This is a genomic window from Bacillus sp. Marseille-P3661 (genome assembly GCF_900240995.1).
Classification (GTDB): domain Bacteria; phylum Bacillota; class Bacilli; order Bacillales; family Bacillaceae_J; genus OESV01.
This window is the reverse complement of sequence record NZ_LT965954.1, coordinates 985,475-1,010,516: the sequence shown is the minus strand read 5'-3', so window position 1 is coordinate 1,010,516 and position 25,042 is coordinate 985,475. Positions and strand designations below refer to the sequence as shown.

At 35.4% G+C, this 25,042-nt stretch carries 21 protein-coding genes and 1 riboswitch; of the genes, 13 read left to right on the top strand and 8 right to left on the bottom strand.

Annotated elements, in window-relative coordinates:
• The gene (locus C1724_RS16060) at window positions 1-1,143 is read left to right on the top strand and encodes a mannitol-1-phosphate 5-dehydrogenase (RefSeq protein ID WP_102347715.1); all 1,143 of its coding nucleotides are present in this window, start codon (window positions 1-3) and stop codon (window positions 1,141-1,143) included.
• Window positions 1,144-1,598: 455 nt separating this feature from the next.
• Window positions 1,599-2,579, top strand: coding sequence for a phosphatidylglycerol lysyltransferase domain-containing protein (locus C1724_RS16055; RefSeq protein WP_102347714.1), 981 nt, complete (start codon window positions 1,599-1,601; stop codon window positions 2,577-2,579).
• A gap of 55 nt (window positions 2,580-2,634) precedes the next feature.
• On the opposite strand, the gene C1724_RS16050 is transcribed toward C1724_RS16055, so the two are convergent.
• The gene (locus C1724_RS16050) at window positions 2,635-3,846 is read right to left on the bottom strand and encodes an ATP-grasp domain-containing protein (RefSeq protein ID WP_102347713.1); all 1,212 of its coding nucleotides are present in this window, start codon (window positions 3,844-3,846) and stop codon (window positions 2,635-2,637) included.
• Window positions 3,843-5,204 (bottom strand): YheC/YheD family endospore coat-associated protein, encoded by a 1,362-nt coding sequence (locus C1724_RS16045; RefSeq protein ID WP_102347712.1) that lies wholly within the window; start codon window positions 5,202-5,204, stop codon window positions 3,843-3,845. Before C1724_RS16045 ends, C1724_RS16050 begins: the two co-directional genes overlap by 4 nt.
• A 2,027-nt stretch (window positions 5,205-7,231) precedes the next feature.
• On the opposite strand from C1724_RS16045, the gene C1724_RS16040 reads away from it, so the two are divergent.
• The 3 genes from C1724_RS16040 to hprK all read left to right on the top strand — a co-directional run bounded on the left by C1724_RS16040 (window position 7,232) and on the right by hprK (window position 10,067).
• The gene (locus tag C1724_RS16040) at window positions 7,232-7,849 is read left to right on the top strand and encodes a DUF47 domain-containing protein (RefSeq protein ID WP_102347711.1); all 618 of its coding nucleotides are present in this window, start codon (window positions 7,232-7,234) and stop codon (window positions 7,847-7,849) included.
• Window positions 7,850-7,861: 12 nt separating this feature from the next.
• The gene (locus C1724_RS16035) at window positions 7,862-8,860 is read left to right on the top strand and encodes an inorganic phosphate transporter (protein ID WP_102347710.1); all 999 of its coding nucleotides are present in this window, start codon (window positions 7,862-7,864) and stop codon (window positions 8,858-8,860) included.
• Between the two features lie 268 nt (window positions 8,861-9,128).
• Window positions 9,129-10,067 carry an HPr(Ser) kinase/phosphatase gene (gene hprK, locus C1724_RS16030; protein WP_102347963.1) on the top strand — a complete coding sequence of 313 codons (939 nt, stop codon included), beginning with the start codon at window positions 9,129-9,131 and terminating at the stop codon, window positions 10,065-10,067.
• 140 nt (window positions 10,068-10,207) lie between these two features.
• On the opposite strand, the gene C1724_RS16025 is transcribed toward hprK, so the two are convergent.
• Both C1724_RS16025 and gmd read right to left on the bottom strand, forming a co-directional pair.
• Window positions 10,208-11,155, bottom strand: a complete 948-nt coding sequence (locus tag C1724_RS16025) for a GDP-mannose 4,6-dehydratase (protein ID WP_102347709.1) — start codon at window positions 11,153-11,155, stop codon at window positions 10,208-10,210.
• On the bottom strand, window positions 11,148-12,116 hold the full coding sequence (gene gmd, locus C1724_RS16020) for a GDP-mannose 4,6-dehydratase (protein ID WP_102347708.1): 969 nt from the start codon (window positions 12,114-12,116) through the stop codon (window positions 11,148-11,150). Before gmd ends, C1724_RS16025 begins: the two co-directional genes overlap by 8 nt.
• A 234-nt stretch (window positions 12,117-12,350) precedes the next feature.
• Here gmd and C1724_RS16015 point away from each other — a divergent pair, with 234 nt between their 5' ends.
• The 3 genes from C1724_RS16015 to C1724_RS16005 all read left to right on the top strand — a co-directional run bounded on the left by C1724_RS16015 (window position 12,351) and on the right by C1724_RS16005 (window position 15,416).
• Entirely contained in the window at window positions 12,351-12,605 is a 255-nt protein-coding gene (locus C1724_RS16015) for a GlsB/YeaQ/YmgE family stress response membrane protein (RefSeq protein ID WP_102347707.1), read from the top strand.
• 214 nt (window positions 12,606-12,819) lie between these two features.
• Window positions 12,820-12,904: riboswitch (cyclic di-GMP riboswitch) on the top strand.
• Window positions 12,905-13,359: 455 nt separating this feature from the next.
• Entirely contained in the window at window positions 13,360-14,181 is an 822-nt protein-coding gene (locus C1724_RS16010; RefSeq protein WP_102347706.1) for an alpha/beta hydrolase, read from the top strand.
• Window positions 14,182-14,195: 14 nt separating this feature from the next.
• Window positions 14,196-15,416 carry a CynX/NimT family MFS transporter gene (locus C1724_RS16005; RefSeq protein WP_102347705.1) on the top strand — a complete coding sequence of 407 codons (1,221 nt, stop codon included), beginning with the start codon at window positions 14,196-14,198 and terminating at the stop codon, window positions 15,414-15,416.
• 94 nt (window positions 15,417-15,510) lie between these two features.
• Here C1724_RS16005 and C1724_RS16000 read toward each other — a convergent pair whose 3' ends face one another.
• Entirely contained in the window at window positions 15,511-16,878 is a 1,368-nt protein-coding gene (locus C1724_RS16000; protein WP_102347704.1) for an MFS transporter, read from the bottom strand.
• A 356-nt stretch (window positions 16,879-17,234) separates the two neighbouring features.
• On the opposite strand from C1724_RS16000, the gene C1724_RS15995 reads away from it, so the two are divergent.
• The 3 genes from C1724_RS15995 to C1724_RS15985 all read left to right on the top strand — a co-directional run bounded on the left by C1724_RS15995 (window position 17,235) and on the right by C1724_RS15985 (window position 19,639).
• A complete protein-coding gene (locus C1724_RS15995; protein ID WP_102347703.1) occupies window positions 17,235-18,098 on the top strand; it encodes a mechanosensitive ion channel family protein in 864 nt (287 codons plus the stop codon).
• A 151-nt stretch (window positions 18,099-18,249) separates the two neighbouring features.
• Window positions 18,250-18,963 carry a GntR family transcriptional regulator gene (locus C1724_RS15990; protein ID WP_102347702.1) on the top strand — a complete coding sequence of 238 codons (714 nt, stop codon included), beginning with the start codon at window positions 18,250-18,252 and terminating at the stop codon, window positions 18,961-18,963.
• Window positions 18,964-19,126: 163 nt separating this feature from the next.
• A complete protein-coding gene (locus C1724_RS15985; RefSeq protein WP_102347701.1) occupies window positions 19,127-19,639 on the top strand; it encodes a DUF4825 domain-containing protein in 513 nt (170 codons plus the stop codon).
• 89 nt (window positions 19,640-19,728) lie between these two features.
• On the opposite strand, the gene C1724_RS15980 is transcribed toward C1724_RS15985, so the two are convergent.
• Complete coding sequence (locus tag C1724_RS15980) at window positions 19,729-20,805, bottom strand: hypothetical protein (protein WP_102347700.1); 1,077 nt, start codon at window positions 20,803-20,805, stop codon at window positions 19,729-19,731.
• A gap of 314 nt (window positions 20,806-21,119) precedes the next feature.
• Here C1724_RS15980 and C1724_RS15975 point away from each other — a divergent pair, with 314 nt between their 5' ends.
• Window positions 21,120-21,701, top strand: a complete 582-nt coding sequence (locus C1724_RS15975; RefSeq protein WP_102347699.1) for a hypothetical protein — start codon at window positions 21,120-21,122, stop codon at window positions 21,699-21,701.
• A 54-nt stretch (window positions 21,702-21,755) separates the two neighbouring features.
• On the opposite strand, the gene C1724_RS15970 is transcribed toward C1724_RS15975, so the two are convergent.
• Window positions 21,756-22,145, bottom strand: coding sequence for an SET domain-containing protein (locus tag C1724_RS15970; RefSeq protein WP_102347698.1), 390 nt, complete (start codon window positions 22,143-22,145; stop codon window positions 21,756-21,758).
• Between the two features lie 371 nt (window positions 22,146-22,516).
• Here C1724_RS15970 and C1724_RS15965 point away from each other — a divergent pair, with 371 nt between their 5' ends.
• Entirely contained in the window at window positions 22,517-23,098 is a 582-nt protein-coding gene (locus C1724_RS15965; protein WP_308410506.1) for a CBO0543 family protein, read from the top strand.
• A 207-nt stretch (window positions 23,099-23,305) separates the two neighbouring features.
• Here C1724_RS15965 and C1724_RS15960 read toward each other — a convergent pair whose 3' ends face one another.
• A complete protein-coding gene (locus C1724_RS15960) occupies window positions 23,306-25,006 on the bottom strand; it encodes a methyl-accepting chemotaxis protein (protein ID WP_102347696.1) in 1,701 nt (566 codons plus the stop codon).
• Window positions 25,007-25,042 lie beyond the last annotated feature (36 nt).

Here is a 25,042-nt window from a genome sequence, read left to right as displayed (position 1 = left end):
TTGAAACAAAACGTTCATTTTGGAGCAGGAAATATTGGTAGGGGTTTTATTGGGGCATTATTTTCTGCCACAGGCTATCATGTAACTTTTGTTGATATAGCTGATGAAATTATTAATAAATTAAACGAAAAAAAATGCTATCAAGTAAAATTAGCTACTGATAAGAAAGAGACAACGACTATTCATAATGTTTCGGGTTTAAATAATTTGAAACAGGAAAATGAAGTGGTTGATGCAATTACAAAAGCAACTTATTTAACGACTGCGATTGGACCTAACATTTTACCGAGAATTGCACCTCTTATTGCTCGCGGCATATCGGTACGGGTTAGTGAAACGGATGAAAAACTATATGTAATCGCTTGTGAAAATCAAATAGGTGCAACAGATATACTAAAGAGACATATTTTAGAGCATTTAGAAGAAGATGCTAAAGTAAAGTTAGATGGTAGGGTTTACTTTTTTAATTCTGCTGTAGACCGGATTGTTCCTATTCAAGATAATCAAGTATCATTGGATGTACTGGTCGAGCCTTATTATGAATGGGTTGTAGAGACAACGGAAGAGATTCCTCCAATTGAAGGGATGAAAATTGTTGATGAATTAGCTCCATTTATTGAGAGGAAATTATTCACAGTCAATACCGGGCATGCTGTAATCGCCTACTTGGGTTATCTTGATGGAAAATCGACAATAGATAAAACGTTAGCGGATGATAACATTGCTGCTCAAGTTGAAGCGACATTGTTGGAGACTGGTGATTATTTAGTTAAGCAATATGGATTGGATAGAGAAGAGCATGTTAATTATATTCAAAAAATTATTGATCGATTTAGAAATCCATATTTAAATGATGGGGTAACAAGAGTAGGGCGTTCACCGATAAGAAAACTTGGACCAGAGGATCGTTTAGTACGACCTGCGACCGAAGCACAAAAAGCTGGATTAGCTTATTCCAACTTAGCAAAAGCAATTGCAGCTGCTTTGTTATTTGATTATCAGGAAGACGAAGAGGCTGTTAAACTGCAAGGTATGATTAAAGAACAAGGTATAGCAAAAGTATTGAAGGAAGTAAGTGGTCTTGAAGAGAATAGCGAGATTACAAAAGAGGTTCTACGGCAGTATCAATTGTTAAAAGGGTAAGGTCTTCGACATCACGACGATATGTTTAGTTGTTCAATAAACCTAATAGTACCATTTTTAAGGTAGCGAAATTGCTGCCTTATTTTTTGTCTATCGGCTTAGATAGAGGTTTATTATGTAAATAACGCAATGGATGTCCGCGAAAGTCTTCGGATGTCTAAGCGGACATAGGGTACCTTATTGCCGCAAAAAGATGCTATTAGTCTAGTCAATTATAGGTTCCTGAGCGACAAACTGTGCCTATTAGATAAAACGGGCTTTATCATAGGTGATAGTCGATACATTGAAAAACAATGGACATAGAATATACATATATTACTTTTTTGAAATAAGGTTGATTATTTTCCAAAAAATCATCATAAAATCAACAGGACGAAACATAGTAAGAGAATCAGCTATAGGCGAATGGGGAAGTAGTAATTAGAGGCCTAAAATGCTTAAAAGGAGCGTTTTTATTGAGGGGAAGATTTCGTTTAGCACGTAATGTGAAATTAGGAGATTGGCAATTTTTTAGTCTGAGACTAAAAGATAAGGAAATTTATACAAAGTATGTCATGAAAACACAATACAATCAAAATCTATTCTCATCCAATTTTGACCTTTTGTGGTCCTCCTCAGGTCCAATGTATGGGAATGTTCTTTGGAGAATTGTCGATGGGATGTTGGTTGTTTTTCGTCTTTATCAAAATCGAACGCTTAAAATTGCTTTTTTACCCTTAGGAGAAGGTAAGATTGAACATGTAACTGAGGTTTTATATAAATGTGCTCTATTTTGCCATGAATGGAATGGCGGTGATAAAAGTAAGTCTGTTGTTCTAGGAGTCAACCATTCCCAACTTACTTGTTTAAATGAACTAAATTCATTTAAACAAAAATTTAGGTGTGTACAACGAATGGGCGTTGAGCGTCATTTAAGTGTTCAAAAGTTGCTTGAATTAAAAGGCTCTGAATTTGAAAAAGTCAGGTATGCAATTAACCGTTTTAAAAGAGATTACCCGAATGTAAGGATAAGAAGAGGTACTATAAATGATTTCGCTTCTCTTGTAAAATTAAAACAGGATTGGAATCAAACTTTAGGTAAAAAATATCCCAAAATCCGTGATGATAGTCGCTACCGCAGAATCTTAAAATATCAGAAGAAATTAAATCATATCGTACTTGTTGCAGAATTAGACGGGCAAATCATAGGAATGTACACCGGGGGGATTTTGCCGCACGGTCAGGCATGGGCAGGTTTGCATAAGAAAAGGGAAGAATTTGATGGATTATCAGAATATCTATACGTAGAATTCGCAAAAGAAATTCACCGAATCAATCCTAGCGTAGAAACGATAAATCTTGGAACGGACATTGGGGTTGGCAGTGGATTGCGCAATTTTAAGAATAAGTTTCGACCAGTTTTAAATGAGGAAAGATATTCGCTTTATCTCATGTGAAAACTTGCATAATGAAGTGACAGATTACAAGTAAAGTAAACTGTCACTTTTTTATTTATTTCTTTTTATATCTATATCGCCTAGGCAGTTTTGGAAGTATCTTTTTTCTAATAGCTTTCTTTGAGGTTCCAGCAATAATTCCTGAGAGGCGAGTAACCGGTTTATTATGATGATGATAATATGGCTTGGAAATATAAAGGGGGATTAGCCAGCCATTATTTATTGCACGCCGGTATATATTCATAACTTTGCTATATGGTAAATTTGTTGCCCAGGAACGGAAAAGTAGAATAGAAGACTTAGAGTGTTTAAAGATGTTATTGCTAAGCAGTAAAGGTGCTGTTGAACCATTGAATCGAAAGTTAAGGTCAATAGCTAATACGCGGTTATCCTCTGTTTCAACAATATCAAATCCAGCTATCCCCCTATATCCCATCGCGCACGCTTGTTCCATAATTTCACGGCCAAGTGCAAGAACGCGGTTTGGAGGTTCAAGATCTTTTTCAATCCAATTGCCCATATAAAGTCCGTTAGAATTTGTAATTTGCTCGGTAACCCCTAGATAAATTATTTCACCATCAAAAGTCTTTGCAAATTGAATACAATAATTTTTTAAAATTGGCAGATATTCTTCTACTATTACAAACTCACTGGCGGAAAATAATTTGTGAGCAATGGTAAGATCTTCGGAACTCGTACAAATTATTACATCATGACCGCCGCCTGTAGGTTGTTCTGTACCCGCTTTAATGACAAATGGAAAAGTGGAATGTTGAAAGGATGTTAGATCACTAGGGTGGACAGTCTCCCTCTTCGGAATATGAGCAATTGGAACGAGTTGTTGTAAATTCATCTTGTTATTTAAATAAGCCAACAGCTGCGGATTGATCCAATAAGCATAATCTGGAATTTCTTCTGGTGGATGAACGTAATTGATGATTAATTTTTGGTTGTTTTTAATGAAGGTGTTCAATAGTTGCTGATATTGTTCAGCTGAACCGTATTCATAGATACTCGAAGGAATTGTTAGATTTGCTAATCGATATAATTCAAAGCATTCCTTTGTGGAAATAAAATTGCTGTAAACAACCGGCATACTTCCTGCTATTGCAAAAGGAGAACCGGTGGATGAATTCAAAGATATTTGATTTTTGGATAACCACCCATAACCGGAATAAGAAGGCCTTGGATTTAATACATGATTGGGGCCGTATATTTCTTTTAACGTAATACTAGGGGAAATTACTTGTTTACCATACTGGGTCATAGAATCTGTGTACTCCTTCTAAAGCCGCTTAAAAATTTTGCGTATTCGAGTGGATTTTTTATTACTTGTTCATAAAGTTGTTTATTATTCAAATGCAATGGGAAACGATGATACGTATCAAGCGTGTTAACTTCTAAAATCCAAACTCTTTCGAACTCGTCAACAACAAGGTCGATTCCCAAATCTCCATATAGTCCATATTTATCGAAGGTTCGACAGATTAGGTGTGATAAATAAGCGAGTTTATTTAGTTTGTTTTGGGCTTGCTGCTCATTCATTTGAAAAGCTAGCTGAAGAGATTCAGCGCCAGATAGCAGTCTTCCGGAGGTACTAAAATTAGTAATAATACTACCCTTTTTTCCATATTTACTGAATATTCCTGTGCAACCCCACTTATTGTTTTTGTTTTTTTGCATAATAACCCTAAAATCGATTGGCATTTGTTCATATTTTTTCATTGAGATTGCTTGCTGAACTATATACTTTTTACGATTCAGTCTTTGGATCCACCTTCTTATCTTTTTACGATCGACAAGAATATGTTGAATGGTACCTTTTCCACCTTTTTTACGATTGGGATAAAGTAGAACGTATCCATTTTTGTTTTTTGTTCTACATACTTTAATAATTCCTTTTGAGAGTGTACTACCTGAAGGTTTTAAATAAACAAAACCATGAAGGTCAATCATCCCATTTAATGACTGGATATTTGTTAAAGGAATCGTGTGGGGGAGATGGTTTTGAAGCTCCGGAACAGGAGTAAGACGTTGCCACAATTCCCACTTGTTAAAGGAACCATTCGAAAAACTATTAAATATGCGATTATTTGTCATCTGCGAAAGGTCATCAAAAATTTCTTTACTCACCTTAGTACGATTGTAAACTGCATCTGGATAGGGAAATACTCCAGTTTTCCAATTATTCACTGTTCCATCTGTATAGTAATAGTAGCCCTTTATTAACTTTTTCTTTGTATCTATTCCATCAACAGCACAAATAATTAACATGCCTGTACCAAATTGCAGAAAGTAATCAAGGTGATGATTAAGGTTGTCTGCAGTTATTTTATCATGCTTGGAAAAAGAAATTAGTGCGATTAAAGGACCTAAATGAAGATTGTTATCCTCCACTAGAAGTTGGTATGTTAAAGCATCTGGAAATGTGAACTTTTCTCTCCATGCTTGCGGTAGTCCGATAACATCGTCTGAAAAGCGTGGATCAATATCGATATTTATCTCACAATCCCAAGCACCAAAATGAAATTTCATCTTACTTGGTATTATTTGATTTTCGCGAAGACTTTTTGGAGAAATCCTGACTTGATCTGTACTAAGTTCAGATATCCATTGGATTTTCATCCAAATTCACCACCAAATATTTATTATGACGGTCTAAGTTTCGTACTAAAAAATATTACCGTCTTGATAGGATATGAAAGGCTTATTAGATTGGTATGGGTAACTTTGGGGTTAAGAAATTTTTCCACTGTTTTATAAAGTTTGTGGGAACTGGGATTGTAGAGGGTTGACGTTTACATCCTCCGGACCAAGGTATGTTCGCTAATAAACTGGTGGACTTTGCTGGTCCAGTCAGAATCCGTATCTGATTCTGACTACAAAAGGGTGAAGTTGCTTAATCGAGTCAGAATCCGCATCAAATTCTGACTCCAAAAGGATGAAGTTGCTTAAACTAGTCAGAATCTGCCACCGATTCTGACTGCATTCGGTTGAAGTTGCTCAATCGAGTCAGAGTCCGCATCAAATTCTGACTCCAAAAGGATGAAGTTGCTTAAACTAGTCAGAATCTGCAACCGATTCTGACTCCAAAAGGATGAAATTGCTCAATCGAGTCAGAATACCCATCTGATTCTGACTACATTAGGTTGAAATTGCACAATCGAGTCAGAATCCGCATCAAATTCTGACTCCAAAAGGATGAAATTGCTCAATCGAGTCAGAATCCGCATCAAATTCTGACTCCAAAAGGATGAAATTGCTCAATCGAGTCAGAATCCGCATCAAATTCTGACTCCAAAAGGATGAAATTGCTCAATCGAGTCAGAATAAAATTGCTCAATCGAGTCAGAATCCGCATCAAATTCTGACTCCAAAAGGATGAAATTGCTCAATCGAGTCAGAATCCGCATCAAATTCTGACTCCAAAAGGATGAAATTGCTCAATCGAGTCAGAATACCCATCTGATTCTGACTACAAAAGGGTGAAGTTGCTTAATCGAGTCAGAATCCGCATCAAATTCTGACTCCAAAAGGATGAAGTTGCTTAAACTAGTCAGAATCTGCCACCGATTCTGACTACATTCGGTTGAAGTTGCTCAATCGAGTCAGAGTCCGCATCAAATTCTGACTCCAAAAGGATGAAATTGCTCAATCGAGTCAAAATCCGCATCAAATTCTGACTCCAAAAGGATGAAATTGCTCAATTGAGTCAGAATACCCATCTGATTCTGACTACATTCGGTTGAAATTGTACAATCGAGTCAGAATCCGCTTCAGATTCTGACTACAAAAGGATGAAATTGCTCAATCGAGTCAGAATCCGCATCAAATTCTGACTCCAAAAGGATGAAATTGCTCAATCGAGTCAGAATACCCATCTGATTCTGACTACATTCGGTTGAAATTGTACAATCGAGTCAGAATCCGCATCAAATTCTGACTCCAAAAGGATGAAATTGCTCAATCGAGTCAGAATCCGCATCAAATTCTGACTCCAAAAGGATGAAATTGCTCAAACTAGTCAGAATCCGCATCAAATTCTGACTCCAAAAGGATGAAATTGCTCAATCCAGTCAGAATCTGCCACCGATTCTGACTACAAAAGTGTGAAATTGCTCAATCGAGTCAGAATACCCATCAGATTCTGACTCCAAAAGGATGAAATTGCTCAATCGAGTCAGAATACCCATCAGATTCTGACTCCAAAAGGATGAAATCGCTCAATGTAGTCAGAATCCGCATCAGATTCTGACTACGAAAGGATGAAATTGATCAATCGAGTCAGAATACCCATCTGATTCTGACTCCAAAAGGATGAAATTGCTCAATGTAGTCAGAATCCGCATCAGATTTTCCGACTACTAAACCATGAAGTTGCTCGTCTAGTTAGAATACAATTCAAGTGTGTATGGCGCACTATAAAGTTTGTTTCTCTTGGATCAATATCAGTAATATCTAAAGGTGAGATAGGTTAGTATAAGAAATGATGTTACCTGAAGCTATATACTTACATATTAGTGGATTTTAAGAGTTTGTTAAGAGATTGTTAATTATTTGTAAAAAAATAATTCCTAATTCGACATTTTTCGTATACAATATTTACGTTTGAAGGATTTTATTAATCAGTTAAAACTAGTGGAGGTTAAAAGATGGGCTTTAAAAAGGCTGACAAATTCATGGATTTATTGATGCGAATTTCGACAAATATAAAGGAAAGTGCAATTTATTTTGCTGACTACAAGTTATCGAATACGAGTGATCTGAAAATTTTTTTCGATACGATGAAGAAGTATGAAAATAAAGGTGATGATTATGTTCATGAGGTGATTGTTGAGCTTAATAAAGCATTTATTACACCAATTGAACGTGAGGACATTCTTAGCTTAGCGATGAGTTTAGATGATGTGTTAGACGGTTTTGAGCATTGTGCCGCATTATTAGAAATGTATTCAATTACTAATGCAGACGAGTATATGGTGAAATTTGTCGATGCTATTCGGAATTGCGCAATTGAAATTGAATTAGCAGTTGAACTTTTATCTACGAAGAAACTTCTTGATATAAGAGAGCATGCAATTAAGATTAAGGATTATGAGTCCAAATGCGATGGAATATTACGTCAATCTATAAAAAATCTATTTGCAGTTGAGAAGGACCCAATTCGTATTATTCAATATAAAGAAATCTATGAAAGTCTAGAAAACATTGCTGATGATTGTCAGGCAGTAGCAAATACATTAGAGAGTATTATTATGAAAAATGCGTAAGGGGCTTTTATAATGGATGTTATTTTTATAATTACAGTATTAATAGTAATTGGTGCCTTAGCTTTTGACTTTATTAATGGTTTTCATGATACGGCAAATGCAATCGCAACCTCTGTTTCCACTAAGGCACTTAAACCAAGGCATGCAATACTTCTAGCAGCTATTATGAACTTTGTTGGAGCTATGACCTTTACTGGTGTTGCTAAAACAATTACGAAGGATATTGTGGATCCTTTTACGCTCCAAAACGGTTCCCTCGTTATCTTGGCAGCACTTATTGCAGCGATTTCTTGGAATTTAATTACGTGGTATTATGGAATTCCTTCAAGCTCATCACATGCTATTATTGGTTCAATTGCCGGGGCAGCGATTGCGGCGGCTGGTTTTAATGCATTGAATTACAATGGATTTCTTAAAATTATCCAAGCCTTAATTTTTTCACCAATTATAGCCTTCGTTGTCGGTTATATTGTTTATAGCATTATTAAGGTAGTATTTAGAAATAATAATCTAACAAGAACAAATCGAAATTTCCGTTTGTTCCAAATTTTTACAGCCGCACTACAATCATTTACCCATGGTACCAATGATGCCCAAAAAGCTATGGGGATCATAACGATGGCTCTTATCGCCAATAACTATACAACGTCTAGTGAAATTCCAACTTGGGTACAATTTTCCTGCGCACTAGCTATGGGGTTAGGTACTTCTGTTGGTGGATGGCGCATCATTAAAACCGTTGGTGGGAAAATAATGAAGATAAAGCCTGTAAATGGTGTTGCTGCTGATTTAACAGGTGCGGCAGTTATTTTTGGTGCTACATTTATTCATTTACCAGTGAGTACCACGCATGTTATTTCGTCATCTATTTTGGGCGTAGGATCTGCACACCGTATAAAAGGAGTAAAATGGGGAACGGCTCAAAGGATGCTTATTACTTGGATAATAACACTTCCAATTTCTGCTTTGATAGCCGGAATTTCATTTTATATTTTAAATGCAATTTTTTAGTTATTCAATTCGAGTTTTCTACATAAATTAACCATAGCGTGTAACAGGTGCTTAAAAAGTGCGTGCTAAAAGCTTATCAAAGGTTTGAATCTCAACATATAGATTCAAACCTTTTTTGTCCTTAAGGATTACAGTATAATTCGCAAGAAAGTGTTTGGGCCACCTCGCTTGTTCTATACTTTTATGGATATCTGATACGTATAGATGACGTTTTCACAATTTTAAAGTATAATTCAAATTTAGAAGGCAATAGGCGGTGAGAATAAGCGTGAAAACATTAACAGTTGAAGACTTAGTTCGTAAGTTTTCATTAAAAGTATTAGTTGGAGAGGACCAACTTCAGAAACCGATTACACAGTCCCGGGTGCATCGTCCTGGCTTGGAGTTCGTTGGTCATTTTGAATTTTTTCCGACTGAGCGAGTTCAAATTTTAGGAAGAAAAGAAATAACTTATTTACATAAATTAAGTAAAGAGGAAAGAGCGTTTCGAATTGGGAATATCGTAAAATATCATCCACCATGTTTCATTGTTACGACGGGTGAAGAAGGACTAACTTATTTAACACATCATTGTATCGAAGAGGAGATCCCCTTGTTAGTCACCAACATACCTGAAACTACTTCAGAATTCATAACCAAACTTGATGCTTATATGGTTAAAGAATTAGCGCCAGAAATTGCAGTGCATGGTGTGTGTTTAAATATTTTTGGAATCGGTATTTTACTGCGCGGTAATTCAGGGGTAGGTAAAAGCGAAACAGCACATACATTAATTGGCCGTGGACACCGGTTAGTGGCTGATGACGTAGTTGTATTAAAAAAGTTAAGTCCGCAAACACTCTTAGGTACACATGATGAAAGAACAAAGGAATTTTTGGCGCTCCGAAGTATTGGCTTGTTAAATGTTGTCCGCTTATATGGACGTAAAGCATTTCAAGAAGAAACGCGAATTTCGCTTGATATTCATTTAACGAAATGGCAGAAGGATGCCTTATACAATGAATTAGAACAGGAAATGCAGTTTACAGAATACATGGGCGTCAAAATACCATCCATTGAAATTCAGCTACAACCTGGGCGTGATGTTGCGGGGTTAATTGAGGCAGCTGCAAATAACTGGTATCTACGTCAGCAAGGGTACAGTGCTGCTGAAGATTTTATGCAAAGACTTGAGTCTGAGTTTTCGGATTCTAGTGATAATAGCTAAACAGAATGTTGTTGGCAGCAAAAACATGAATGGAATTGTTGTTACTATAATGAAAGACAGAATAATGTTTTATGTAAGTGAGCCTTTATTAAGGCTCTTTATTTTTAAAAAATCTATGCTTTTTTTCAGGATATACCTTTTTATATATGTGATCGCCAATAATCTAAAGTATCTTGTAGACTTTGTTCAAAAGAAATATCAGGTTTCCAATTTACTTTCTCGTTTATTTTTTTATATGACCCTAAGAATACAGGGACTTGCAAAGGTCTAAACTTGTGTTTATCAACTATGACCTGTACAGGGCAGGATGCAAGTTTTATTAATTCATCCAAGCAATCTTTTATACTTCTTGAAACTCCTGAACAAATATTATAAATACCTGTTTCAACATTATTTTCTAGCAGAAGTATATAGGCGTTTACAACATCTCGTACATCTGTAAAGTCTCTTATGGCGCTAAGGTCTCCTACTTTAATAAATGGCTGTGATAAACCTTTTTCAATTTGGGCAATTTGAGAAGCGAAATCACTGATTACAAATCCTCTTGGTTGCTGTGGGCCAAAATGATTAAATGGTCGGACATGAATGATTGTTTGCTGATTTTTCTTTGCTAACTGCAAAACTACTTGCCCCATGGATAATTTACTAGATGCGTAGGGATTTTGTGGGAAACATGGGTGTTCTTCTGTCAAAGGTGTTCCAATAGTACCGGTTAATCCATATTCTTCACTCGAGCCAACTGTAAGGATTTTCACATCGGGACTTATCTTTTGAGCAGCTTGAATTAAATGAATGGATCCAATTGTGTTAATGTTAAAGGTTTTCACAGGGTCTTCCCATGAGTCAGGAACCTTACTTAAAGCAGCAAGGTGGATGATTGCATCAGGTTTAATTTCTTTCAGAAGCTCGTATAGACGATTTTGGTCAAGAATATTTATATGATGTACTTTAACTGCAGAAGGAAATTTTTCAATATTTTCGTGAACACCGGCAAAAACGGTGTGGCCCCTTTGTGATAATAAGTTGATTAAGTGTCTTCCAACAAAACCATTTGATCCTGTTATGAAAACTCTCATCTTTTTATTCATTTTTTACCCTTTCCAAATCAGCATCGACCATTTGTTCAATTAATTGTCGTGTCGTTGTGGTTGCTTGCCAGCCTAAGTTTTTTCTAGCTTTATCAGGGTTACCTAAAAGAATATCCACTTCAGCAGGACGATAAAATTTAGGATCAACAATTACATGATCCTCATAATTTAAACCTACATATTCAAATGCAATCTTGCAGAATTCTCTTACAGAAGTTGTTTTTCCAGTTGCAATGACATAATCTTCTGGTTCTGCTTGCTGTAACATCAACCACATAGCTGTTACGTAATCCCCAGCAAATCCCCAATCGCGTTTTGCATCTAGGTTTCCAAGTTTTAATTCATTTTGTTTTCCTAATTTGATTCTAGCAACTCCGTCTGTAACCTTCCTGGTAACAAACTCAATCCCTCTTAATGGTGACTCATGGTTAAATAAAATCCCGCTGCATGTAAACATTTGAAAGCTTTCACGATAGTTTACTGTCATCCAATGACCAAATAATTTAGAGACGCCGTAAGGACTTCTAGGGTAAAATGGCGTTTTTTCCGATTGCATTTGTTCTTGAATTAAACCGAACATCTCACTGGTTGAAGCTTGATAGAATTTTATGCTCGGGTTTACTAATCGGATCGCCTCTAACATGTTGAGAACGCCAACCCCTGTTACATTTGCTGTGAGGATAGGTTGCTCCCATGAAGTTCCAACAAAGCTTTGTGCTGCAAGGTTATAAACTTCATCAGGCATTGTCTGTTTTAATACGCGAATAAGGGAGGAAGGATCTGTAATATCACCTTCAATTAGATCTACATCTTCTTGTATTCCTAAGAAGGATAATCTCCAATGTGTCTCTGAACTTCTGCGGGCTTTAAGCCCAACTACTTTGTAGCCTTTTTCTAATAAAAATTTTGCGAGATAGGCACCATCTTGACCGGTAATACCTGTTACTAAAGCTGTTTTCATTCTAACCCCCCATTTATAAGGTAATAGTGCAGTACCTTCGTTAGGAAAAATAATAAGTAATAACGAAGGTGTATATCGCTAAGGGCATGTATATAGCTGCTTAATTGGTATTGCTATGCTATGCTAATGTTATATATATGAATTTCCCAACATGCTGTTCCTCATGGACAGTATTAAAGATAATTCGAACAAACCATACAAGACTGCATAAGATAGCAAAAAGGAGTAAAATAAATGGATCTAATTACTTTTATTTTGACTGCAGTTATGGCGTTGGTTATAGGAATCGTAGCGGATAAGTTGTCACCTTTTGGGATGCCTGGAGGTTGGGCCGGAGCTATTGTCGCTGGGTTTATTGGGGCTTGGCTAGGGCCAGATTTATTTGGGTCTTGGGGCCCGGTAGTAGCGGGTATTTGGTTAGGCCCTGCACTTATTGGGGCCATTATTGTTGTGATTGTTGCAGGGTTAATTGCGAGACTTTTTGATTAATTTTAAAAAAATATTGAAACAGTTTGACTATAAATGGATAACATAATTATTTATTAAAATTCTGCGAATGATCGAGACTTTAAACCTAATAGTTTAGATGCAAGGAAATAAAAAAATACCTTTTCACCAATTTTTCAACAAAATTTGTTACTATTGATCTATATTTCCAAGTTTGATTTTTTGCTAATATGGGTATAAGTAACACAACCGAAATCGTACGAAGTGGCAAACCTGACGAAAGTCAGTGACGCAAAGCTAGAGGGGCTAAAGTCAAACGACCATGTTCGCCAGCTACCGAATAACGATACTTCCTACGAGGTGCGATTAAGGTACATTTCAAGGAAGGGAGTTTTTACTATGTGGTTGTCCATCGCAGCAACAATGGTGTTAATTGGAGGACTATCGTATATCCAATGGAAATTAGCATTAAAATCAATGGAATAATTCATTATGGTTTAGATTTTAGGTAGTATATTAGCATATAAAAAAACGCCTTACTTCACGAACTTTTTGTTCTGGGTTAAGGCGCTTTTTATTTGAGTTAAAAATAGTACGAGTGCAATATATTCGCAGGATAAAGAAGAAGACGTTGCGGACTTTTTAGTGTCCTTAGAGAAATTAACCCTGGCATGTCTTAGAAATAGGTAAGTATGTTAGTGTAGTTTTTGGTTTTTGTTCTAGTAGCCTGAATTATTGTAATATTAAAAAAACATAGTATAATATTAACAGACTCATTATTTGGAGGATTTTAACAATGGACTCTTTTCAGGCAAGGGATAAAAGTGACCTGTTTTTTCACTATTATCCAGCAGAATCAGATAACGTGATGATCTTGCTCCATGGAATAAGTGAAGATCATAAATATTTAAGTCCGATCGCCGATTTTATTGCAAATGAAAATCTTGCGCATGTATATACACCAGATTTACGTGGTTATGGAAAGCAGTCAATACGGAGAGGGGACTTGGATTATATTGGCCAGCATGAGGATGATTTAATGGACTTCATAAATTGGATCAATCGTAAACATAACAACCCAACGATCATTCTAGCCGGCCACTCTGCTGGCGGAGGTACGACACTGCGCTTTGCAGTAAGCTCATATAGCGAGCATATCCATGGATATTTATTGCTGGCACCCTTTATTCATCCATTTGCTCCAACAACACCGAAAAAAAACGAAAATAGCAGCTCGAGTGTAAGTTTCATTAAATTACTTTCATTAATGCTCCTTAATCGTCTTAGGATTACTAAATTTAACAATTGGATGGTATATACAAATAATAAGCCCGAGCATATTCAACATGGCAGGGAAACCCTTCAACTGAGTTACCGACTATTTTTCTCTCGTTTTCCACATCTTTACAAAGATAGTCTAAAAGCATTGCATAAACCTACATTAGTACTTGTAGGAGATAAAGATGAGGAATTTGTAGCTGACCAATATCACCCACTATTTACAAAGTATAATAATGCGAAGGTACATATGATTAGTGAAGCAAATCATGATGGGATATTATCTCATCCTGTTACCTATCAAATGACAAAAAAGTGGATAGAAGAGGTATTTCAATAAAAGGAGTTTTCATAATGCAAAGTCAGACTAAAAGTCAAACTTTAGTAAATACCGAAACAAGAACAGTAGGGAAAACACTATTGTTAGTAGGAATTATTTTGGTTGCGTTTAATTTACGACCAGCGTTGACATCGGTTGGGCCGTTAGTTAGTTTAATTCGTGCAGATACGGGGATCACAGCTGGTTTAGCTGGTTTTATCACGACACTTCCGTTACTTTCATTTGGGATTCTATCCATTTTAGCACCAAAATTTGGTCATCGTTATGGTAATGAACGAATGATATTTGTTGGTTTAATGGTACTCGTAGGTGGCATTCTGATACGTTCAAGTGGGTTTATTTCATTATTATTCGTGGGAACTGCATTGATTGGGATAGGCATAGCTATTTCTAATGTTTTATTACCAGGTATTATTAAAAATAAATTTCCTGAAAAAGTAGGACTAATGACAAGTATCTATACAACGTCAATGGCTGTGATTGCTGCGTTAGGATCAGGCTTTAGTGTCATTCTAGCGGAAGATTTACAGTTAGGGTGGAGAGGTTCATTGCTGACGTGGGGCTTATTTGCAGTAATAGCAGCAATTATTTGGATCCCGCAGCTCAAGAAAAGCAATAATCCTACCGTGACGACATCCGTTCAGTTAAAAGAAAATCGATTATGGCGCTCAGCTATTGCATGGCAGGTAACTGCTTTTATGGGTTTGCAATCGCTTTTATACTATTGTGTGATCGCGTGGTTGCCAGAGATCCTTATTGCTAAAGGAATGAGCTTGGCAACGGCAGGATGGCTGCTATCAATTATGCAACTTTGTGGTCTTCCAGCAACATTTTTAACGCCAGTGTATGCAGAGCGCTTTAAAAATCAAAGAGGGATTGTTGTAGCTATAGGGATTTTATGGATAATTGGACTAAGCGGATTGTTAAGCAGTGTTAACAATACTATATTGATCATATCCTCAATATTAATTGGAATTGGTCAAGGAGCAAATATTAGTTTGGCGCTTACATTACTTGGGTTGAGAACAGAAAATGCGAAACAAGCTGCAGAGTTATCAGGTATGTCTCAATCAGGGGGTTACATACTGGCTGCACTAGGTCCGTTTGTAGTTGGAGTTCTATACGACGTAACCCACTCTTGGGCACCAGCCTTAGTTGTGTTACTACTAACTGTGTTTCTGATGGTTGCAGCTGGGCTTGGAGCAGGGAGAAATCGAACGGTTTTTGAGAAGTAGTATGTGTGTAATCAAGTTATCAAGTTATAATAATATAGAAACCAGCTCTAGTTACGAGAGCTGGTTTTTTGTCGATATCTATAGATCAAACTATCTATGCTTGTTTCTTAAGAAGATATTTTGCATTGGTTATTAAAAGCATTCCCGGTATTAAAACAACAGAAATTATCAATAAAACAATCGACATGGAGGTTAAATTTTGATCGCTTATGCCTGTAGCAAACATAACTCCAAATAAGCTTGAGGCAAGAATATTACCAATAAACCTAGAAGTCATTAACAATCCTGATGCTATGCCACTTTCGGACTTAGAAACAAAGCTATACAAAACAGTTTGTAAGCCGACATTTAAAATTCCATTACTTATGCCAATAATCGATAATATAATTAATATCCAATAAATGGTATGGTTTGTAGTGAAAAGTAGGATAACCCCAACTATTCCTACTGCCACCCCAAACATTAAAGGGACTCTGAAACCTGACTTTTCCATCCACCTTGTTGCAAGTGGAGTCATTATCATTGCAAATACAGAAATAGAAAGCATTGTAATACCAGTTGATTTGGAGTTTAACATAAGCACACTTTGTAGATAAGTAGGCATTGACAGTAGCATTGCGAAAAAGACCAGTGTTGTAAAAATATATTGAATGAAAACTAATGATATATTTAAATTTTTTAATAAAAAATTAACATTAATAAATGGCTCTGAACTCTTTTTTTCATGCTGATAAAATAAATAGCTTACCATTACAGAAATAACAAGGGCCCACACATTCAAGCCATTTTTGAAATCTTGGAAAAAATACATCCAGAAGAATATTAATAGACTAAATAAAAATATTCCAGGTGAATCCCATTTAAAAGATGCTTTAGCCACTTTAGTATCATTAGGTATATACTTATAAGCCAAAATTGCGGATAAAATAATTACGGGAAAATTCACATAAAAAATAATCGGCCAGCCACCATATTGAATTAGTATGCCGCTAATCGTTGGTCCGAAAGCTGCAGAAGTACTGGCAAAGACCGCTAGTGTACCAATCACTCGATTTTGATTTTTAGATATAAAGGATCGTACAATGCCAATACCAGCTGGATATAAAGCGGATGTACCAATGGCTTGAATCGAGCGCATCCCTAATAAAAATAACATGTTATTGGATAGGGGAGCTGTCAAGGATGATATAGCTACCAGTAATAATCCAATTAAGAATATTTGTTTTCTACCGTAAAAGTCACTTAATTTACCAATCAGCGGCAGACAGATCGCACTTACAATAAAATAGGAGGAAATTAACCAAGATACTTGGTTAGATGTTAATGCAAATTCCTTCTGTATGTCTGGCAATGCAACTGTAATCATCGTTGTATTTAATGGATTTAATATGGCTCCCAATGCGACAGCTAAAATGATTAGATTGTTTTTTTTAGCTAAAAGTTCATTTGGGCTATGTGACATATTCACTTCAAACTCCTCTTATATGTACCTAAAGTGGTACTTTAATAGTTCTTTTTATTAAAAATTTATACGTAGCAGATTTTATGGCAATCATAGCTTTTTTGTGAGGTTGAATGTTAGCTTTAAAGTTTTCAGCCTTTCTATAAATATTCTAAATCATCTATGTGAAAATTCCTATTATCCTATCTTATTAAACTAAAATAAATAAAGCTTGTATTAGGAATAATCAGTAGCAGTCAGACAACGTCCGTGACGTTTATTGATGATTATGTTATAACAAATAAGAGAATAAATTAACCGCTGATATACAAGTTATATTTTGCTGAAAACATCAAGAGAATTGAGGAGATGATTATTTGTTTAACTTAGGAAACTTTAATTGGGAAGCACTACTAATTAATGCTGGCTTAGTGGCATTAAAGGTAATTGGTATTTTCCTGGCTTTTATTATAGTTAAGGCAATTGGCAAGAAATTGTTAGAGCGTACATTTAACAAACTTAGTAATAGAAAGGATATTTCGGAAGGTCGCGCGTTGACATTACAAAGGCTAGCGGAGAATATTTTCTCATATGTGTTAATCTTTATTCTTGTGGCAACGTTATTCAGTATTTTTGGATTATCGGTTGCAAGTTTAATTGCTGGCGCAGGGATTGTTGGACTAGCAGTTGGTTTTGGAGCTCAAGGACTTGTTAGCGATGTTGTGACTGGCTTTTTCTTGTTATTAGAAAAGCAAATTGATGTTAATGATTATGTAACAGTTGGCAGTATTGATGGAGTTGTTGAAGTAGTCGGCTTGCGGACTACACAAATTCGCAGCTTTGATGGCACACTTAATTTTATTCCGAATCGTGATATAACTAGTGTGAGAAACCATTCACGAGGAAATATGCGTGCTCTTGTTGATATTGGTATAGCATATGATGTAAACATCGATCAAGCAATAGAAGTAATGCAAGCTGCCTGTGACCGAGTGGCCGCTGAGAGTTCTGTTATTGCAGAAGGTCCAAGTGTAATTGGAGTTCAAGCTCTAGGATCATCGGATGTTGTTTTACGTGTTATTGCTAAGACTCAAAATGGAGAACAATGGGGAGTTGAGCGCGAGCTGCGTAAAACAATCAAAGAAGCGTTTGATGCAAATGGTATTGAGATTCCTTTTCCACATCAAGTTTATATTAATAAAACAAATGAAGGTACAGAAAAAGTTTTAGGACAAGCGTGAGTAATAACATATATTAAGATTTCAGTGTTTAACTTCCTGCGTTTGCGTAACGCTTTCGAAGTTAGGCATTTTTTTTGCACTAGAAATTATAAATTAAGCATGCTAGTATACAAGTGAAGGCGCTTTAATAAACTTTAGAGGTGTAGGACATATGTTTACTGTAAAAAAGAAGGTAGCGGGTGAAAATAATAAGGAATATTCTTATCGGATATTGAAAGATGCCATTATGTCATTAGAATTAAAGCCTGGTCAAGCAATCAGTGAGGCTGAATTGGCGATAAAATTACAAATTTCTAGGACGCCAATTCGAGAAGTAATGGCTAAACTTAGGGAAGAGCATTTAGTTGAAGTTCGTCCACAAGTGGGTACGTATGTTTCAAAGATTAATCCTCTATTAATCGAGGAAGCGGCTTTTATGCGCTACGCTTTAGAGCGAGAGGTTTTAAAATTGTCTTGTGAAGAGTTTCCTGAAGAAGGATTATATGAGTTGAAAAAAATCGTATCTCTGCAAGAAAGATTAAGTGAAAAAGGTGGAAGTGCATTAGAATTCCATGAATTAGATAAGCAATTTCATAAAACTATATATCAAGGAAATCAAAAGGAAAATGTGTGGGAAGCCATTATGCGATTGAGCACTCATTATAATCGTATTAGACTTTTAGATGAAATGGAACATAGCTTTAAAACGGCTATCCAACAGCATAGAGAAATAATTGAGAAGATAGAGACTAAAAACTTAAAGAAAATTGACGAGTGTATTAGGCAACATATCCTAAAGCCAACTCAGCAGTGGGCTGTTTTATACAGTGAAACTAGTCCATATGTCGATTATTTTGATTTCGCATACAAAATGCCAGTATTTTAAATAATGAATACTGGCATTTTTAAGTTTTTAAAACTCTATTGCAGGATTGTTTGCGGACAAATGGGTCCATAGGATATAAAAAGTTCTACTAAATCTGCAACTATACTTAAAACTTAACGTCTATTGGAGGTATAGATAGGCTACGGAAACGAGGTTTAATAAGATGTTAAATTTAAAGAAGGCTGTAATATGCGGTGGGCTGGCATTTTTATTGCTAGGTATAATAGCTGCTCTGTGGTTTCAGTTTCCACTTGGGAGTAAAGACAAATCAATTCGAAACGCTCAGCAGTATCTGTCATACAAAACGGATTATATAGGTGATGCGTCAAAGGTTGGTAATATCCTTTCATTGCTTAAATATCCCGAACCGCTAGTTAATGAATCTTTTGAGCTTATTACTGCCAACCGGCCTTACAAGGTGATTGTCTATTTAAAGAATAATCCCGAGTTAAGATATGAATATGAGATATCTTCACTACAAAGGCAGCTTGAGGAAAATGCTATCTTAATGTTTTCGCTAATTGGTAATGCAGATATAGTTGAGTTTTTTGTTGAAGATGAGGTATCGGGAACGCCTTTCCAATTTACTCGGGAATGGGCTGAAGAAAGATTAAACAAAGACGTACGTGAATTTTCACAGTCTGATATTAGGTTTGCGGAGTTGTTGGCTTTGTAGAGCTAAAACTAGACCGATGAAGAGGGAAACAGGGTAGAAAAACGCGTAGAACCCTCTTCATCAGGCCGATGTAAGTGACAATCGGGGGGTTATATGGTCCAGCGATCATTTATGATAGCAACTAGTGTCCACACACCATTAGGCTCTTTTTCAAAGACAAGATTGAGACTTGCCCAGTCCATTCCAGCAAATTCGCTAGTTCCGGTTATATGAAACTCGACAATAGCCGAATTTGGAAATCGGTCCTTTATATTGTTGATTGTATTGCCACGTTGTTTGAACTCATTGACAAGTATCTCCTCTGCTTCAATATAGGGTTTTTCATAGATAAACTTTTCATAATAGTCACTTGGTGTAAGTGTTATTGGCTCACCACTGCCATCAAAGGTTCCCCATGTATATACAGAGCTGTTTTCAAAGAAAGTTTTAATATCTTTCGGTGGAAAGACTATTGCATCCTTTTCAATATATACATATGGAGAAAATAAAACGCCCTTTTCTGGATTTATCATGGATGAAAGTGAATGAAAGTCTTTATCGGCAATTAAGCTTACAACAGTTTGTGCTACTTCTGACAAATCTTCAGTTGGCTCCGAATCAGTTAGGGGCTCCTCTTTAGTGAGTGAATTCATTTCGAGTGATTCTATATCGCTAATGAGCCAATTATTATTCTCTAATATTGCATGGTAAACCATTGTTACATGACCAATTAACTCATTACTTTGTTCTTGAATAATTTTATAATGTGTATCCGTAACCTTCTCGATATCAAAAGGCTGTGATTCGTTTAAGAAGGTAGGGGCGTCTCTCGGAATCACGTATAACCCTTCTGCTTTTTCGGTAAAAAATGAGTCAGTCATTGTTGAAGCAAGATTCTTCGACATAATTTCATTTAAATGAATAGTGATCTCTTCTTTAGATTGGTATGAGGTGATTTTTAAGTCATCGCGTGCATCTTTTAAAAGAGAGTTCATCAATGAGGAATATTCGTTCATTAAGTTCAAAGCTGTTTGTTTATTAAATTCAGGGGGCACCGTCTCTTTATTCACTTCGGCTTGTATTTGCTTGTTTTGAGCGGTGGTTTTAGTCTCCGGTTCATTGTTGGTACAAGCAGTCAAACTAACTAAAGTAAAACATAGTAAAATGCTGAGTATGAATTTATTCATGGATCCCATCCTTTCCTTAAAGTGTAGAAGTTTAGCATACAATTCTTAATTTTGGTATACATAAGACACATTAACTTACTACTATAATTGTCGTGTCTAATGTAATTTAGTTACACTTAATAGCATACAAAAAGTTTAATTAAACGTTTGTTTAATTCTTTATGTTTAAGATAGAGCGCTAGGCAGAGCTATTCAGGGAGATTGAAACCTTTTGCTTAGGAAATCGTATTTAGAGGTACCAGTAAGTTTTATTTTTGAAATATCGTAGGAATAATAACCGATTGCATTGTTTAATCTGAAAAGTGGTGAATGTATTGAATTTAATTATAGAATTATTATTTTTTATTATTATTGGATACTACATGTATAGTTTTATTCAAGTCCTGATAAAAATGAAACAAGCTGTCCTGTTACCTATGAATATCGCTGAACTTGGTGTTATTAGAAAATATCCTCAGAAAGTAGTGGACCCACCGGTTTATTCAAAACAAAAAGTAGGTATCATCCTATATTCATTTATGCTTTTATTCATAATCGTAATGTTTATTGCAGGATATAAGTCAGGAGAAATGGATTGGACTTTCTACTTGTTATTTTTGCTCCCTTTGTCCTATTCACATGATCTATTAAATTTATTCGCATTTGTAGAAGATGGTATATTATGTGGAAGTCGATTTATTCCATGGAACAAGATAAGATCTTATCAAATTGTACCTATTAATATTAATCATAAATACTATGGCTATTCAATTGAAGTTAACGAAGGCTATGAAGTAATAATAAAAACTAAAGTCCGTTCGTTTAGTTGTATCGTTACCTCAGATCAGGTGAAAGAGAAGATGGTTAAATTATTAAATGACAATGTAAGAGGGGATGAAATTAAAGAAAGTAAATAGAGCCTTGGCTCAATGCGTAATACTGCTTCGCATCGAGCAAGGCTCTATGGTTTACTACTCTTCAGAGTTCTCTTTATTAAACCATAGCGGTTCATTATCATCGACATCACCATTATAGTTAATTAAAATCTCTTCACCGGCTTTTATATTTTTGTATGCATAAAAGTCAAATGTGTGATTATCGAAGTTTATTTCGTAAGTAGCATTAGGACTATATGAATGATTAAATAACATCCCATAGCCTAATAAGATAGCTGTATGGTTAATACCATATTCAAACGCATAATCAGCAAGAGTGGTTTTTTCTATGAAAGCATGCTCAGCATTTGGATAAGAGATAACCGGTGCAGCGTGTATAAGCTCTCCTTTTTCTATATCGCGTGTTGCAAATACTCCTCTGTTGAACTCTCCTTCACTAATTGTTGAAGTCTTTATTTCAATCATTTTAGTCTCCTACTCATTCTGTCCTGTATTGTGTAACTGTGCTAACCATTTCTTTGCGACCTAAGTACTCTTTAAGCGTCGGAAAAAAACAAGCCCTATTTCTTCTTAGTGTGACAGTAGATGATCATTTAAGCAAATATTTTACCCTTTAGTTTAGTATTCAATACCATATTGTAAAGACCAAAGCTGATTTGTATGACTATGGGCTTATGTTATTTATTTTTTAAAATTATGGCCATACTATGCACAAAAGGAACTATTTTTATGAGCAATTGAAAGAAAATATTATCGAAATGAGTTGGTTATAATTGCATGTATTATTAGTCATATGGCTCATAATCCAAAACACAAGGCATAAAACTTGGCGGGATATGTTAGAGTACTTTCCATGTATATTTTATGTGAGCATTTTCAATTGTCTTTATTATTTATTATGTAAAGATTACCTAATGTGGGATTTAAGATCAAAGGTGTTTACCACTAAGCAGCTTAGATGTTTACATATATTGGCGATGGATCCGCTTATAATGCTGTTATTTTTAGCTAAATTCCCAAAAAGATTATACAAACAAATTTTATATTTTACAAAATGGGTTATAATGTCGACACTCGTTGAGTGGGTTGCACATAAGAAACTGCAGGTATTATATTTTGATCATGGCTGGAATATAGGTTGGTCTTTATTAATTTATGTAAAAATGTACCTGTATAGCTTGCTTTTAAAAAAGAATGCTATACTTACTATGATATTATCAATTTTTTCAACGCTATTTTTCTTAATTAAGTTTAAAGTTCCTGTAAAGCGAAACATTGTCCTACAGCTTGAAAAAGGAAGGGATTTTATAAATGCAAGAATTAACTTTAATTTTTTAAAGTTAAATACTTTACTAGCTGCTGGTGTTGCCATCTTAATAGGAATTCGAACTTTGCAAAAGATAGTAGGGAGGGTTTAACTATTATCTAGAGTAAGATAAGATACGTCCAAATAGGCAGTCCAGTCGGACAATTGCAGTAAGAGAAGGTTGAATAGAGTACGAATGCTATTAAAGGCCAAATCATATGTGATTTGGCCTTATTACTTTGCTTTATGCTATGATTTTTCAATTTCAGAGCCCGCTAGTAGGTTAATTTAGAGATTGTTATTTTACCAGGCGATTAACTTATACTTTAAATTTCTTAACCGTATTAAACAATTCACCAGATAGCTCAGAGAGAGCTTTACTACTGTCAGCAATAGACTCTGTTGTACTTGCTTGCTGTTGTATAGAAGCTGAAGTCTGTTCAGTGCTAGCTGCCGTTTCTTCAGATATAGATGACATTTCTTGAGTAAATTGATTTATTTCATCACTATCAATTTTAGTTTGCTCTAAATGATCTGATACGCTGTATACGAGTGAGACCATAGCGTTTACTTCTTCAATGATACTATCAAAAGTTGAGCCCGTATTAACAATAAATTCATTGCCTGCTTTAGTGGTTACAGTTCCAAGCTCTAGTGATTCAACAACAGACCTTGATTCCATTTTTATTGTTTCAGTGATAGTTGTAATCTCTTTAATTGAGTTGGCAACTTGTTCTGCTAGTTTTTTTACTTCGTTTGCGACTACCGCGAATCCTCTTCCGTGTTCACCTGCTCGGGCGGCTTCGATTGCTGCGTTTAAGGCAAGTAGATTTGTTTGTTCAGCAATATCTCGAATTACTTTTACTAATTGATTTATATTTTGATTACTTTTATCAAGTTCTAGCACTTTCTCCATCGATAATAGCATAATCTCATTAATTTTCTTCATTTGGTCAACAGACTGATCCATCAATTGCTTTCCATTAAGTGATTCATTATAAACAGTTTCTGCTTTCTGCTTTAGTACTAATCCGTTTTCACTTGTTTCAATAATGCGATTATTAAAGTTACTAACTGTTACAGCAGCATTCGTTGATGATGTTGCCTGCTCCTCGGCATCGGAAGTAATTTGTTGAATGGCTGATGCCACTTGTTCTGCACCTAGTTTTAGTTCATTTGCAGCATTAGTTAAGTCATCGCTCTGACTTTTAACACTTTGCGATGCAACAATCATATTGGTTATCATTTTTGAAAGTTCTGTTTTCATAGTGTTTACTGAGGTTGCAAGCTCGCCAATTTCATCATGACTTTTTATTTCAATATCATCAACTTTTAAGTTACCATTTGCTACTTCTTTTATAGTATTTGTTACTCTAACCAATGGCTTGCTGATAGCCCTATTTAAAAGGTAAACTAGAGCTCCACCGAGGATTATTCCGGCAATCATGCCGATTATAATAATAACTTGTGAAGTTTTCATCGCTGTATTGGATTCTAGACTTGCCTGTACTGCGCCATTTTTATTAATTTCAACAAGAGCATTTAGGTTAGTTTGCATACTTTTAAAAGTTTTAATAGTTTTCTCCAAATTATAATTTGCGGCTACTTTATCTATATTTCTACTATTATTTAATGTCACGGTGTTACTTGTGAGATAACTATCCCATTTTGTTAATAACTCATTGAAGTTTTTTCGATTTTCTGTCAAGTAAATAGTTGCAGAATAGTCATTCAATGTTGTGGTAGCCTGTTCAATAGTAGCTTGAATTTCTTCTTCAAATTTTTGTTTATCTTGAAGGCTATCCGTATTAATGTGCTGCATGGTTAAGGTAAGCACATGTTCACTCAAATAAGTAAATCTATTTATAAGTTCGACTCCAGGTAACCAGGAATCTGCTATGTTTGTTAAATTATCATTTATAAAACTTATACGATTACTAGCAAGAACTCCAATTATGATAATTAAAAATATCATAATTGAAACTCCGCCAACTAATTTTTTTCCTACCGTTAACCTCATCTCTGTTCCTCCATTAGGTAAATTTACCTGTTATTA